A 12,386-nucleotide genomic window follows, 5' to 3' on the forward strand; every position below is an offset into this window, starting at 1 on the left:
CGCGCGTCAGCTTCCCGCTGAGGCGTGGCGGCCCGCCTCCACCGTGGCATTCAGAAGCCGTTCGAAATTCTGCTTCATCCGGTCCAGCGGAGCCGCCAGCATGAGCGCCCCCAGCAGATCGCCGTCAGGGCCCATGACCGGCACCGCCAGGGCCGCGGTGTCGCTCAACATCTCCCCGAAGCTGGCGCAATAGCCCTGTTCGCGTATCGCCGCGAGGCCGGCGCGGATGACATCGGGGTCGGTCCGCGTGCTGTCCGTCAACTTCCTGAGATGGGCGCGGGCCAGATATTCCTCCACCTGTTCGGGGCTGGCAAAGGCCATGAGGACACGCCCGGCAGCGCTGGCGTAGAGCGGCGCACGCAGCCCCGCCTGCATGGCATATCGCACCGGCTGCGGGCTGTTGCTCGCCTCGGTGTAGATGGCCTGCCCGATTTCCCAATCGGCAATGGCGAACCCCACCGACTCGCGGGTTTCGGAGGCGAGCTGCTTGACCAGGGCGCGGATGAGTTCCGGCGCAGACCAATGGCGCACGATCCGGCTGGCGAAATGATAGGCCGCCGGACCCAGTCGGTATCGCCCCTCCTGACAGCACAGATAATGCATGTCGCACAGGCCCCGCAGCGTGTCGATGAATGTGCTCTTGGGCACCGTCATGACCACGCTGAGTTCGGCCAGGCTCATGCCGTCCTGCTTGCCTGCCAGCAGGGCCAGCAGATCGAGCACGCGGGTGATCGCCTTCGGTCCGCGGGCGCGGGTTTCCTCTGATTTGGCCTGCTGCATCGTCCCCTGTTCACCTTTCCGGTCTCAACTCGCATTGCATAGCCGTTCGAAAATTCGAACGCAATTCGAAAAACCGTTGGACATTATATTCATGATGCGGTACGAAAATCCGTGCAGCAGATGCAATTTCATGCATCCGCGGGAGGAAGAGGAAAGCCAATGGCCACCAGCGCATCCCGGACCATCAAATCCGCGCATCGAGTGCTGGAGATCCTGGAATATTTCGACCAGGATCGCCGCGTCGCCACCGTCATGGAAATGTCGCGCACGCTGAACTATCCGCAATCCAGCACATCCGAACTGCTCCGCTGCCTGACGCGGCTGGGCTATCTCCACTATAATCGCGTTCGCCGGACCTACAGTCCGACCGCGCGGGTCGCCCTGCTCGGCGCCTGGGTGAAGCCTTCATTGTTCCGTGGCGGGCCGGTGCTGTCCGCAATCGACGAGATCGCCAAGCTGACGGGCGAAACGGTGCTGCTGTCGACCAGTTCCAACTATGTGCTGCAGCATCTGCATGTCATCCACGGCAATAATGAGGATGCGCTCGATGCTCATGCGGGCGATCAGCTGTCCATCCTGCACAGCACGCAGGGGCGGCTGCTGCTTTCGAGCTACCGCAATGAAGGCATCCGTTCCGCGGTCCACCGCCTGAACGCGGAGGAAACAGACCTGTCCCGGCATGTCCGCCTGGCCGAGCTTCTGTCCGAATTCGCCGTGCTGCGTGAAAAGGGCTGGGCCATCGAACAGGATCGGGACGGGGTCGGCTGCGTCGCTGTATTGCTGCCTTTCGGCCGGAATATGGATCGGCTGACCGTCAGCGTCATCGCCCGGCCGTCCGTGATTGCGGAGCGCGGACAGGAAATGCTGGACCTGCTGATCAGCCGCAAAGCCCGGATTGCCGAACTGCATCAGGAGGAAGACGGGCTGGAGCGGGACAGCAGCAATGTCGTGAAAATGCCCGAGACGATCAAGATCGCCAGCTACCGGCGGCATTTCGCCTGAGCGCAGGGCCGGTATCGGCGTGAACCGCGCGGTGCTGCCCTGCGGAAAGGGGCGTGTCCGCCTTGCGGAGGCGCCGGCGCCGTCCGTGCCCCGGAATGATGAAGTGCTGGTGCGCATGGCCTATGCGCCTGTCAATCCGGCTGACCTTCTGGCGATTGAAGGCGGATATTCCTTTGATCTGCCGCATGACCAACCGCTGGGAGCCGAGGGCGCGGGGCTGGTGGAGGCAGTGGGCGAAGCCGTTGCCGACCTTCGTCCGGGCGATCTGGTGATGGTGCTTGGCCGGGGCAACTGGTGTGCGATGCGCCTTTTGCCCCGTCGCCATCTGATAGCTCTGCCGGCCGGATTCGATCCCGTGCAGGCGGCGATGTTGCGCATCAACCCTCCTACTGCGCATCTGCTCCTGCGCCATGCTGGCGTGCTTCCGGGCGATGCGATCATTCAAAATGGTGCGGGATCGGTCGTGGCGCATTGGGTTCGCACCTTTGCCGCGCGCATGGACGTCAAGGTTGTCGATGTCGTGGGAAGGCCGCATCCCGCGACACCCGATGCGCTGTTGGACGGCGACGGTCTGGCGGAGCGCGCACTGGCGGCGTCGGGCGGGCGGCCTGTCCGCGCCGCACTCGATTGCGTGGCGGGCGCGGCGACCGACCGGCTTGCAAGCTGCCTGGCGCCGGGCGGCCGGCTGTTGCTGTTCGGCCATCTCTCCGGCAAGCCGATCCAGGTTCGTTCGCAATTGCTGACCGGGGGTGGCCTCTCGATCTTGGGCTTCAGCCTTCGCCCCGCGGAGGAGGCCATGGGTGTTGAGGGCGTGCACGCCATGTTCGCGGAACTGGCCGCGCTCCATGCCGCCGATCCGCCGTCCCTGCCGGTGCGCGCCATCGTTCCGCTGTCCCGTGCGGAGGAGGGGATTGCGCTTGCCCGGACGGGCGGGGGCGGGCGCGTGCTGTTCGATCTGACGCAATGATATCGGGCATGTGAAGGCCTTGGTCGCGTCGTTGACTTGGAAGCCCGATGCCTGCTGGGGAAGGGGTTCTTATATGGGAACAGCGCGATGAAATTGGATTTTACGCCCGAGGAAACGGCCTTCCGCGATGAGGTGCGGACCTTCCTCAAGGAAGCCCTCCCAGAGGATCTGCGGCGCAAGATGATCAACCGCGATCATCTGACCAAGGAGGATACGGTGCGGTGGCAACGCATCCTCAACGCGCGGGGATGGGCCGTGACGCATTGGCCCGTCGAATATGGCGGGCAGGCCTGGACGCCGGCTCAGCGCTATATCTTTCAGGAGGAGATGGCGTTGGCCCATGCCCCGGAAGGATCGCCGTTCAATGTCAACATGATCGGTCCGGTGCTGTGCAAGTTCGGCACCCCCGCGCAAAAGGACAGGTTCCTGGCGGTCACCGCCAATATCGACATCTGGTGGTGCCAGGGCTTTTCCGAACCCGGCGCCGGTTCCGACCTTGCCAGCCTCAAGACGACGGCGGTTCGAGACGGCGATCATTATGTCCTCAACGGGCAGAAGATCTGGACGACACAGGCCCAGCATGCGGACTGGATGTTCGGCCTGTTCCGCACCGACAGCAGCGGCAAGAAGCAGCAGGGCATCACCTTCCTGCTGCTGGACATGAAGACGCCGGGCATCACCGTCCGCCCGATCGAGACGATCGACGGCGAGCATGACGCCAATGAAGTCTTCTTCGACGATGTGCGCGTGCCGGTGGAGAATGTCATTGGCGAGGAAGGCCGGGGCTGGGACGTCGCCAAGCATCTGCTGGGCAGCGAACGCAGCGGCATCGCCCGCATCGGTCTTTCCAAGGAAAGGCTTTCGCAACTGCGCGCGCTGGAGAGCCGCCTTGCCGCGGACGGCACCCTGACCGACGAAGAACAGCGCCGCCTTGCGCACAAGCTGGCGGAGGTGGAGGTGGAATTGCGGGCGCTGGAACTGACCCAGTTGCGCGTCGTCGCCGCCGATGCCCATGGCGGCGGCGCCAATGCGGCGGCGTCCATCCTGAAGGTCAAGGGCACGGAAATGCAGCAGCGCATGACCGAACTGGTCGCTGAGCTGGCAGGCCCGGCGGGCCTTGCCATGCCCGATCATGATCATGCGCCGAACGATCCGGACGATGGCTGGATCGGCGCTGCCGCTCCTTTCTATTTCACGATGCGCAAGGTGTCGATCTTCGGTGGGTCCAATGAGGTCCAGAAGAACATCATCGCCAAGACCATGCTGGGACTTTGACGCGCCATGGATTTCGACCTGAACGACGAACAGAAGATGCTGCAGGAAACCGTCACGCGGTTCGTGGCGGAAACCTACGACTTCCAGAAGCGCGAACATGCGCTCAGGACGCCCGATGGCTGGAGCCGGGAGGCCTATGCAGGTCTTGCGGAGATGGGCCTGCTCGCGCTGCCGTTCGCGGAAGAAGATGGCGGCTTCGGCGGCGGCGGCGTGGAGATGATGATCGTCATGGAGGCGCTGGGGCGCGGCCTGATGGTCGAACCCTATTTCGCAACCGTGGTGCTGGCGGGCGGCGTGCTGCGCCATGGCGCGTCAGCGCAGCAGCGCGGGGACATCGTTCCGGGCATTGCGGCTGGCGAGCGCATCCTGACGCTGGCGCATGGCGAGAAGGGCCTGCCGCGCCATACGCTGGCGGCGCGCACGACCGCGTCTGCGTCGGGCGATGGATGGACGCTCGATGGCCGCAAGATCGCGGTCCTGCATGGGCAGAGCGCCGATACGTTCATCGTGAGCGCAATAACGGGAGAGGGCCTTTCGCTCTTCCTCGTGGATGCGGCGGCGGCTGGCGTGACGGTCGAGGGGAAGCGCGGCTATGATGGCGTGCCGGTCGCCACGCTCGCCCTGTCGGGCGTCAATGTCCCGAAGGATGCGCTCATCGGCGCGACGGGGCAGGGGGAGGGCATATTGGCCCGCGTGTTCGAGGAAGCGACCGCTGCACTGGTGGCGGAATCGGTCGGCGCCATGGCGGAGACGTTCGATGTCACCGTCGACTATCTCAAGACCCGGCAGCAATTCGGCGTCGCCATCGGCAGTTTCCAGGCGCTCCAGCATCGCGCCGTCGAAATGCTGATGCAGCTTGAACTGTCGCGCAGCATGGCGATCCTTGCGGCGCTGTCGCTCGACAGCGATGCCGATCAACGGAGCCGCAACATCTCCGCAGCAAAGGCGCAGATCGGCAAGTCAGGCCGCATCATCGGGCAGGAAGCGGTGCAGATGCACGGCGCCATCGGCATCACCGCCGAATATAAGGTCGGGCATGCCTTCAAGCGGCTGACCGCCATCGACGCGCTGTTGGGCGACCGGGACTGGCATCTCGCCCGTCTCGTGGAAAAGCGCGGCGTCTATCCCGCCTCTGCCTGAGGGTCGTTGCTGATGTCGCTGACGGGGATCGGCGCGCTTCCGTCAGCATAGGGCGCATGTTCCAGGCGGTTAGGCCGCGTGGAGAGTTTCGGAATGGCGGGAAATTGGCCAATCCAAGACATTCCCCTCCCGTAAACGGGAGGGGTTAGGGGTGGGCGCGAGCGTAGCGAGCTTCTGACTTAGCCGTTGCAAAACAGCACAGATGCCGCGCCAGCCCACCCCCTAGCCCCCTCCCGCCTGCGGGAGGGGGAATGTCCTGATTCCACCCAAATTACTCAGTTCAGCGAGTCCTGAATTTGTCCACGCCGCCTAGAAAGTCGAACTGGGATTAGGCCTCTGACGGACTCGCCCCCAAAAGGCCTGCGCGGGGGCATCCAGCATGTCGGCGCCATAGGTGATCAGGCCCTGCTCCACGCGGTAGAGCATGGCCCATTCATAATGGATGTCCTCGCCATTCGCCGCGCTTTTGCGGTAGGCGCGGGCGTGGACGAAGGCGCATTGCCGGTCGACGCAGGTGATGGCGATGATCTCGTCCCGCCTTTCCGCCAGAGCCTCCGCGCAGGAGGCCGCGAATGCGAGAAAGGCGTCGCGCCCGACCAGCGTCTCCTTCGTGCCGCTGGGGCCGAACAGGCTGTGCACGACATCGGGATGGAAATAGTCCGCCGGCGACGGCCGGCTTTCGCCTCCGACAGGAAAGATGTCGGGACGGTGCCGGCCTTCTTCCGTGAAGCCGAACATGCGCGTCAACAGCTTCACGGCATCGTTCATCGCCTTGCCCTTATCCCTCCGCCGCCTTGCGCAGCATGACGGCGCGGTCGCCATCCCGCACCACGACCAGCCGCATGCCGGGCTTCATATAGGTGACGAAGCCATCGAAGCTCTCGCGCACGCCCGGATCGATGGGGCGCAAATAGCTGTCCTTGTCGATATTCAGCGTGATCTCCCCGACGCGATCCGCATCCACGGTGACGGTCGTGGGCGTGAAGGACTTGACGGTGGCCGCGATGGCGCTGGGGTTGGCGGCGGACTGCACCCGCGAGTCGAAGGAGACGCGCAGCCGGTCGCTATTATTGGGAAGGCCGCAATGCGGCGTGCACGGATGCACGACCAGCACGTCCCCCGGCATATAGTCGGTCGTCGCCCAGCTTTCCGCCGGGATCGCGTCGCGCGGGATCGGAAAGGGATTGGGCTTGCCGACATTGTGGAAATAGCCGCGCTTGTTCTGGCCAACCGCCAGCGCCAGCCCGCCCATGTCGCGGGTGCAGGGGGTCAGCGACACCCAGACCGGGCGATAATCCTGAATGCCGGGGCTGTAGAAGCCGTCCTGATGCACGGTGCCCAGCTTGCTCTGGGGCGGATAGGTCCGATATTGCACGATCGGGACGGAGCAGGCCGGTTCACCCAGCACCTTTTCCATCACCGCCTGATTGGCCGGGTCCTCGATCAGACGGGCGGCGATCCCGGCATAGAGATCGCTTTCCTCCATGCCGCCGACCGAAGGCTTGCCCGTCCACTTGCCAGTGGGATCGCCCGGCTCGACCAGCCCCATCTGAGCAGCGACCGCGAGCATTTCATCCCGCGCGCGCGCCACCGTATCCCTATCGAACACGCCGCGCAGCAGGATATAGCCCTTCTCCTCGTAGAAGCGGTTGAGCGCTTCCGGGTCGTCCAGCAGATGGTTGCAGCTTTCCAGTTCGCCCGCCGCGACGACATCCTGCACATGCAGGTCTTCGGCTTCCGGGCGATTGATCACATCGACGGTCATCTCTTCCTTCCTCTCCACTCGGACCGGCCAACCTTTGGAGGCGCCGGGACGGGACCATATTATCATGGCCGGGATCGGTAGGGTGGGATGATTTTCGTCTACTTTCGGCTATTATTGCTCATTGTCCGGCGCCAGCAGCTTCAGCATCTGCATCAGCTTCTCATCCTGCCGGGCGGCGATTTCCGCCACGCTTCGCCCGGCAGCGGCTTCCTCCATCTGCTCGACCAGCATCGCCTGCAAGGCCGGGTCGGCCAGCGGCGGATCGGCCATGCTTTCCCAGCGCCTGACGATGCCCGGCCCGAATTTGGGAAGGAATTCGGCCAGACCGCCCGCGCCGCCCGATGTGTGGAAGGTGGTGAACTGCCCCTGGATCGCCCATTTGAGCGCGAAGCTGTGTTTCATCGCCTTGTCGATGTCACCGACGCTGGCATAACCCTCCGCCACCAGCCGCACCGCCTCCCGGAACATGGCGGCGGTCAGCCGGTTGCCGATATGGCCGAATATCTCGCGCTTCAGCCGGATCGGCTGCTTGCCCATGGCGGCATAGAGGGCGAAGGCGGTGTCGACCGCTTCTTCTGCGGTCCATTCGCCGCCGCCCACTTCGACCAGCGGGATCAGGTGCACCGGATTGAACGGATGGCCCAGCACGAAACGATCGGCGGTCGCAAGGCCGGCCTGCAACTCGGTGACGGGCAGGCTCGACGTGCTGCTGGCGATCAGCACATCCGCGGGCGCCAGCCGGTCGAGATCAGCGAACAGCGCCTGCTTGACCTCGGTGCGTTCGGGGGTGCTTTCCTGGACGAAATCCGCGCCTGCGAGCGCGTCGGCCACCGTGTCGTGGACCGAAAGGCGCACAGACCAGTCGTCGTCGGCCTGGGCCAACCCAAGTTCGACCATCTGGTCCCATGCGCCCGCAACATGGGCGCGGGTGCGTTCGCCCGCGCCGGGCATCGGATCGTAAAGGCGCACGGCCCGGCCGCTGCCCAGAAAGGCAGCGACCCAGCCATTGCCGATCACGCCGCCGCCGATCGCGGCGACGGTGCTTATGCTGTCCGCGTCGCGATAGGCGGCCATGGCGATCAATATCCCTTGAAGACCGGCTTTTCCTTGTTGGCGAAGGCGGTCGTCGCTTCCTTGTAATCCTGCGTCAGCATCGTCATCGCTTCATAGGCGATGGACAATTCGCCCGTCAGGTTCACCTGATCGCGGATGCACTTGTTGACCGCCGCCTTGGACCAGCGGACCGCCCACATCGGCTGTCCGGCGATCTCGCGCGCGATCTTCAGCGCTTCCTCCAGCACCTGCTCCTTGGGGAAGGCATAGTTGACCAGGCCGATCTCCTCGGCCTTCCTGCCGTTCAGCAGCTTGCCGCGCATCAGATATTCCTTGGCCTTTTGCGGCCCGACCAGCAGCGGCCACATCACCGATCCGCCGTCGCCCGTCACCAGGCCGACGCGCACATGGGTGTCGCCCAGTTTCGCATCCTCCGCGACGATGCTCATGTCGCAGAAGGCGAACAGCGACGTGCCAAGGCCGATGGCGTCGCCATTGACCGCCGCGATGATCGGCTGCGGCGTCATCAATATCTGGTCCCAGATGCGCAGCGTGTTGATCGGCACGCGCAGGGCATATTTCAGGCCATATTCGGTCTGGGCGCGTTCGGCCATCAGCTTGATGTCCCCGCCAGCGGAAAAGGCCTTGCCCGCACCGGTCAGCACGATGACCTTGACGCGCTCGTCGCGCGCCAGCTTCAGCCAGATGTCCTCCAACTGCCAATGATTATGCGGTCCCACCGCATTCAGCTTGTCGGGATCGTTCATCGTGACGGTGGTGACGCCGTCCTCGGCGATTTCGACCTTGAAGAAGTCGAACTCGCTATAGTCGATGTCGCGCTGAAACTCGTTGTCGCTCATAATCGTCTCCGAAAAATCCCTGTAATATTCTCTGTCTCGTTCAGGCCGCGACGCGGCTTTTCTGCCAGTCGGCGAAGTTCTGGCCCCTGTCCGCCAGCTCTACCAGAAGCGCGGCGGGCTGCAGCGACGGATCGCCCGGCGTTTCGGCCGCCATCTCGCGCAGCTTGGCGACGATCGTCGCCAGGCCGGTTTCGTCCGCATAGAACATGGGCCCACCCAGATGCCGGGGCCAGCCATATCCGTTGATCCACACGAGATCGACGTCGGACGCCCGCAACGCGATCCCTTCTTCCAGAATGCGCGCGCCTTCGTTGATCAGCGGGAACAGCAGCCGCTGCACCATTTCCTCCTCCGCTATGTCGCGGCGGGTGATGCCCAGCTTTTCCGATGTCGCGATGATGAGCGCCTCCGTCTCCGGACTGGGATGGGGCGTGCGGTCGCCCGGTTCGTAGCGATAATAGCCTGCGCCCGTCTTTTGTCCCAGCCGCCCGCTCTCGACGATGGCGTCGGCAATAGGGAAGGGGGTGCCGCGGCGCTTGCGGATCGAATAACCGATGTCCAGGCCGGACATGTCGTTCGTGGTCAGCGGCCCCATCGGGAAGCCCAGATTGGTGAGGGCGGCGTCGACTTGTTGCGGGAAGGCCCCCTGCTGCAACAGCCGTTCGGCCTGTGCGGAGCGCTTGGCGACCATGCGGTTGCCGATGAAGCCGTCGCAATTGCCCGACCAGACCGGCACCTTGCCGATCGTCTTGCCCACCGCCATCGCGGTCAGGATCGCCTCGGGGCTGCTGTGCCGGGCCACCACGACCTCCAGCAGCTTCATGACATTGGCGGGCGAGAAGAAATGCATGCCGACGAAATCCTGCGGACGCTCCAGCACCGACGCGATCTCATCCACGTCGAGCGCCGAGGTGTTGGAGGCAAGGATGGTGCCGGGCTTCACCCGCTTTTCCAGATCGGTGAAAATCTCCTTCTTGACGTCCATATCCTCGAACACCGCCTCGATCACGATGTCCGCGTCGGCCGCCGCCGCGCGGTCGGTGGCGCCCGCGATCAGCGCAAGGCGCTCGTCCATCTGCGCCTGACCGATGGACCCGCGCTTGACCGAGGTGGCGTAATTGCCCTTCACCCGCTCCAGACCACGATCCAGCGCTTCCTGCGTCGTGTCGACCACGGTGACGGGCACCCCGGCCCCGGCAAAGCACATGGCGATGCCGCCGCCCATGGTGCCCGCGCCGATGATCGCGGCTTTCTGCACGGGCCGCGCCTTTGCGGTTTCCGGCAGGCCGGGGATGCGGGCGGCTTCCCGTTCGGCAAAGAAAAGGTGACGCAGAGCGCGCGACTGGCTGCCCGCCATCAGTTCCCGATTGGCGGCGGCGTCGATCGCCAGCGCTTCGTCCAGGCTCATGGTGAAGGAGCGGCGGATCGAATCGATATTGGCCTGCGGCGCGGCCTGGCCCTTGCTGCGCGCCGTCAGCTTCTTCGCCAGCGCGTCGAAGGCCGAAGGATCGGCGCGGGTCGCCGCCAGCTTCTCGTCGCGGTCGCGCACCGGCACGGCAGGGATGTTTTCGTCGATCACGCGGCGGGCGAAGGCGGCGCCGATGACGGCGGGATCGCCTTCCTCCACGGCATCGACAATGCCCAGCTCCAATGCCTGCCTGGCGCCCACCGGCTTGCCGGACAGCACATGCTCCAGCGCTTTTTCCGGACCGATCAGGCGCGGCAGCCGCTGCGTGCCGCCGCCGCCTGCGAACAGGCCCAGGTTGATTTCGGGCAGGCCCATCCGGGCGGAAGGGATCGCGACGCGGAAGGCGCAGCCCAGCGCCGTCTCCAGCCCGCCGCCCAGCGCGGTGCCGTGGATCGCGGCGACCACCGGCCTGGCTGAGCTTTCCAGCGCGGCGATGATGTCCTGCAGGGTGGGCGACTGGCGCGGCTTGCCGAATTCGGTGATGTCGGCGCCCGCGAAGAAGGTCCGTCCCGCGCAATAAAGCACGATAGCCTTCACGCCCGGGTCGGCGTTCAGTTCTTCCAGCGCGCCGACCAGTCCCTGCCGGACGCCGATGCCCAGCGCGTTCACAGGCGGATTGTCGCTGACGATGAAACCTATATCGCCTTCGATGCGGGTGGAGATCTTGTCATTGATCTGGGTCATGGCTGGATCGAGGGGCCCTGTCTTGAAAATGCGTCTGAAACCTGTCCCCACAAGCTATTTGCCGGTCATAACTGTCAAGCTGGGGCGGCGGGCGGCGGCGATGCATCGTAAATGTGAAGGATCGCAGCGGTAATCTTCGCATCGCGATCATCCCCGATTAGGTCGAGGATAGCAGTTTATCCGCGGCATATGAGCCGCCCTATGGGAAGCGATCGAATGCAGTTCGACCTGAATGAAGAGCAGACCATGTTCCGCGACGCGGTAGCCGCCTTCGCGCAGCGCCATCTGGCCGCCGGAGCGCTGGAGCGCGCGCATAGCGACGATTATCCGTGGGACGTGGCCAGGATGATGGCCGAACAGGGCCTGATCGGCATCACCGTGCCGGAGGACAAGGGCGGTCTGGGCGGAAGCCTGATGGACGCGGTCATCGCGATCGAGACGATCGCGTCGGTGTGCCCCCGGTCTGCGGATGTCGTGCAGGCGGGCAATTTCGGGGCGATCCGCACTTTCGCCCAGTTCGCCACCGACGCGCAGAAGGAACAATATCTGGCCCCCCTGCTACGCGGCGAGGGGCTGATTTCGGTCGCCATGACGGAGCCGAATGCCGGTTCCGCCGTGACAGAGCTGACCACCACGGCAGTGGAGGATGGCGATGGCTACCGTATCACCGGGCAGAAGATCTTCACGACCCACGGCACCCATGCCACCGTGTTCCTGGTCTATGTCCGCTATGGGCCGGGCACCGGCAATATCGGATCGGTGCTGATCGAGCGCGGCCAGGAAGGCTTCAGCTTCGGCAAGCCGATCCGTTTCCTGTCGGGCGAGGAATGGAACCCGCTGTTCTTCGACAATGTCTATGTGCCCAAGGACAAGGTACTGCTGGGGCCGGGCGGCTTCAAGAAGCAGATGTCGGGCTTCAACGTCGAACGCATCGGCAACACGGCGCGCAGCCTTGCGCTCGGCCGCTACGCCTTCAACGCGGCGGTCGAGCATGCCAAGACGCGCAGACAGTTCGGCAAGGCGCTGTGCGAATTTCAGGGGTTGCAGTGGAAATTTGCGGAAATGAAGCTGAAACTCGATGCGGCCCAGTTGCTGCTGTATCGTGCGGCGACCAATGCCGACGCGGGCCTGCCTTCGCCGGAAGAGACCGCCATTGCCAAGGTCGCGTGCAACCGCGCCGGTTTCGAATGCGCCAATGAGGCGATCCAGATCATGGGCGGCGCGGGCTACAGCCAGGACAGCCTGGTCGAATATTGCCTGCGCCGCACGCGGGGGTGGATGATTGCAGGCGGCGCGATAGAAGTGCTGCTCAACCGTATTGCGGAAGGCGTATTCGACATGCGTTTCCCCCAGGGCCCCGCAAAAGGCTGAAAGGCTGAAGCGTCCCGCCAA

General features: G+C 64.5%; 11 protein-coding genes. 5 read left to right on the top strand and 6 right to left on the bottom strand.

What is annotated here, in order from left to right:
* Positions 1-6: 6 nt before the first annotated feature.
* Positions 7-780: an IclR family transcriptional regulator gene (locus H5V43_RS18955; RefSeq protein WP_025550542.1), complete on the bottom strand. Its 774-nt coding sequence runs from the start codon at positions 778-780 to the stop codon at positions 7-9.
* A 159-nt stretch (positions 781-939) separates the two neighbouring features.
* On the opposite strand from H5V43_RS18955, the gene H5V43_RS18960 reads away from it, so the two are divergent.
* From H5V43_RS18960 to H5V43_RS18975, 4 genes are all read left to right on the top strand, one after another.
* Positions 940-1,782 (top strand): IclR family transcriptional regulator, encoded by an 843-nt coding sequence (locus H5V43_RS18960; protein ID WP_025550544.1) that lies wholly within the window; start codon positions 940-942, stop codon positions 1,780-1,782.
* A gap of 19 nt (positions 1,783-1,801) precedes the next feature.
* Positions 1,802-2,749, top strand: a complete 948-nt coding sequence (locus H5V43_RS18965) for an MDR family NADPH-dependent oxidoreductase (protein WP_025550546.1) — start codon at positions 1,802-1,804, stop codon at positions 2,747-2,749.
* Between the two features lie 87 nt (positions 2,750-2,836).
* Positions 2,837-4,024 (top strand): acyl-CoA dehydrogenase family protein, encoded by a 1,188-nt coding sequence (locus H5V43_RS18970; RefSeq protein ID WP_025550548.1) that lies wholly within the window; start codon positions 2,837-2,839, stop codon positions 4,022-4,024.
* Positions 4,025-4,030: 6 nt separating this feature from the next.
* Positions 4,031-5,164 carry an acyl-CoA dehydrogenase family protein gene (locus H5V43_RS18975; RefSeq protein ID WP_025550549.1) on the top strand — a complete coding sequence of 378 codons (1,134 nt, stop codon included), beginning with the start codon at positions 4,031-4,033 and terminating at the stop codon, positions 5,162-5,164.
* Positions 5,165-5,473: 309 nt separating this feature from the next.
* Here the strand turns inward: H5V43_RS18975 and H5V43_RS18980 are convergent, their stop codons facing one another.
* The 5 genes from H5V43_RS18980 to H5V43_RS19000 form a co-directional block, all read right to left on the bottom strand.
* The gene (locus H5V43_RS18980) at positions 5,474-5,932 is read right to left on the bottom strand and encodes a nuclear transport factor 2 family protein (RefSeq protein ID WP_025551479.1); all 459 of its coding nucleotides are present in this window, start codon (positions 5,930-5,932) and stop codon (positions 5,474-5,476) included.
* Between the two features lie 10 nt (positions 5,933-5,942).
* Entirely contained in the window at positions 5,943-6,929 is a 987-nt protein-coding gene (locus H5V43_RS18985; RefSeq protein ID WP_025551477.1) for a phytanoyl-CoA dioxygenase family protein, read from the bottom strand.
* Between the two features lie 111 nt (positions 6,930-7,040).
* A complete protein-coding gene (locus H5V43_RS18990; protein ID WP_025551475.1) occupies positions 7,041-8,003 on the bottom strand; it encodes a 3-hydroxyacyl-CoA dehydrogenase NAD-binding domain-containing protein in 963 nt (320 codons plus the stop codon).
* A 5-nt stretch (positions 8,004-8,008) separates the two neighbouring features.
* Positions 8,009-8,842 carry an enoyl-CoA hydratase/isomerase family protein gene (locus H5V43_RS18995; protein ID WP_025551473.1) on the bottom strand — a complete coding sequence of 278 codons (834 nt, stop codon included), beginning with the start codon at positions 8,840-8,842 and terminating at the stop codon, positions 8,009-8,011.
* A 40-nt stretch (positions 8,843-8,882) separates the two neighbouring features.
* Positions 8,883-10,994, bottom strand: coding sequence for a 3-hydroxyacyl-CoA dehydrogenase NAD-binding domain-containing protein (locus H5V43_RS19000; RefSeq protein ID WP_128830862.1), 2,112 nt, complete (start codon positions 10,992-10,994; stop codon positions 8,883-8,885).
* 201 nt (positions 10,995-11,195) lie between these two features.
* Between H5V43_RS19000 and H5V43_RS19005 the strand changes: the two genes are divergently transcribed.
* On the top strand, positions 11,196-12,365 hold the full coding sequence (locus tag H5V43_RS19005) for an acyl-CoA dehydrogenase family protein (RefSeq protein ID WP_226869687.1): 1,170 nt from the start codon (positions 11,196-11,198) through the stop codon (positions 12,363-12,365).
* Positions 12,366-12,386: the final 21 nt, after the last annotated feature.

The sequence above is a fragment of the Sphingobium fuliginis genome, assembly GCF_015074805.1.
GTDB classification, from domain to species: Bacteria; Pseudomonadota; Alphaproteobacteria; order Sphingomonadales; family Sphingomonadaceae; genus Sphingobium; species Sphingobium fuliginis.

What these genes read in the sequence shown, in the direction of transcription:
- H5V43_RS18955 (WP_025550542.1), bottom strand. Translation starts at nt 780, where the DNA reads ATGCAGCAGGCCAAATCAGAGGAAACCCGCGCCCGCGGACCGAAGGCG.
- H5V43_RS18960 (WP_025550544.1), top strand. Translation starts at nt 940, where the DNA reads ATGGCCACCAGCGCATCCCGGACCATCAAATCCGCGCATCGAGTGCTG.
- H5V43_RS18970 (WP_025550548.1), top strand. Translation starts at nt 2,837, where the DNA reads ATGAAATTGGATTTTACGCCCGAGGAAACGGCCTTCCGCGATGAGGTG.
- H5V43_RS18975 (WP_025550549.1), top strand. Translation starts at nt 4,031, where the DNA reads ATGGATTTCGACCTGAACGACGAACAGAAGATGCTGCAGGAAACCGTC.
- H5V43_RS18980 (WP_025551479.1), bottom strand. Translation starts at nt 5,932, where the DNA reads ATGAACGATGCCGTGAAGCTGTTGACGCGCATGTTCGGCTTCACGGAA.
- H5V43_RS18985 (WP_025551477.1), bottom strand. Translation starts at nt 6,929, where the DNA reads ATGACCGTCGATGTGATCAATCGCCCGGAAGCCGAAGACCTGCATGTG.
- H5V43_RS18990 (WP_025551475.1), bottom strand. Translation starts at nt 8,003, where the DNA reads ATGGCCGCCTATCGCGACGCGGACAGCATAAGCACCGTCGCCGCGATC.
- H5V43_RS18995 (WP_025551473.1), bottom strand. Translation starts at nt 8,842, where the DNA reads ATGAGCGACAACGAGTTTCAGCGCGACATCGACTATAGCGAGTTCGAC.
- H5V43_RS19000 (WP_128830862.1), bottom strand. Translation starts at nt 10,994, where the DNA reads ATGACCCAGATCAATGACAAGATCTCCACCCGCATCGAAGGCGATATA.
- H5V43_RS19005 (WP_226869687.1), top strand. Translation starts at nt 11,196, where the DNA reads ATGGGAAGCGATCGAATGCAGTTCGACCTGAATGAAGAGCAGACCATG.